Below are 759 nucleotides of genomic sequence, written 5' to 3' on the forward strand. Positions count from 1 at the left end.
CCTGGTCCAATCTCAAGAATGTCGGCGACGTCGTGGAAGCCGTCCGCGGCTTGCTTGCGAAGGAGGCTTGAATGGACAGGCGCGTCGTTATCACCGGAGTGGGCGGCCTGTGCGGACTGGGCACCGAGGCCGCCTCTATGTGGAAAGAGATGCGCGAAGGCCGCTCCGCCATCGGCCCGATCGCCAATTCCGAGCTTCATGACCTGGAGGGCATGACCGGCGCTGAGATCAAGGCGCTGCCCCAGCACGACATCAACCGGGGGCATCTCATCTCCATGGACCGCTTCAGCTTGCTCGCCGTGCTTGCAGCGCGCGAAGCCATGCGGCAGGCCGGACTTTCCTGCGACGAGGGGAATGCCCATCGCTTCGGCGCGACAGTGGGCGTCGGATTTACCGGTTCGTACGCAACAGAACAAACTTACCGCTCACTGCTTTTGGGTAGCGCAATCCGTGCTGAACTCTTCACTGGAGTAAAGGTGATGCCCAGCGCCGCTTCCGTCCATCTTAGCTTGAGCCTCGGCTTGCGCGGGCCGGTCTTCGGGGTGACCTCCGCATGTGCCTCGGCCAACCATGCGATCGCCTCGGCGGTGGACCAGATCAAGCTGGGCCGGGCCGACGTAATGGTTTCCGGGGGCAGCGACGCACCCTTCGCATGGGGCGTGCTGAAAGCATGGGAAGCAATGCGCGTGCTTTCACCCGATACCTGCCGGCCCTTCTCCGCCGATAGGAAGGGCCTGGTGCTGGGCGAGGGTGCGGGCA

The 759-nt window shown here is 63.9% G+C and carries 1 protein-coding gene; it reads left to right on the forward strand.

Annotation, left to right across the window (positions count from 1 at the left end; all coding sequences use genetic code 11):
- Window positions 1-71 precede the first annotated feature (71 nt).
- Window positions 72-759, forward strand: a 688-nt coding sequence (locus tag EOA13_RS37360; RefSeq protein WP_275955674.1) for a beta-ketoacyl synthase N-terminal-like domain-containing protein, incomplete at its 3' end; no start/stop codon positions are given.

It is taken from the genome of Mesorhizobium sp. M7A.F.Ca.US.011.01.1.1, assembly GCF_003998295.1.
Taxonomy (GTDB): Bacteria; Pseudomonadota; Alphaproteobacteria; order Rhizobiales; family Rhizobiaceae; genus Mesorhizobium.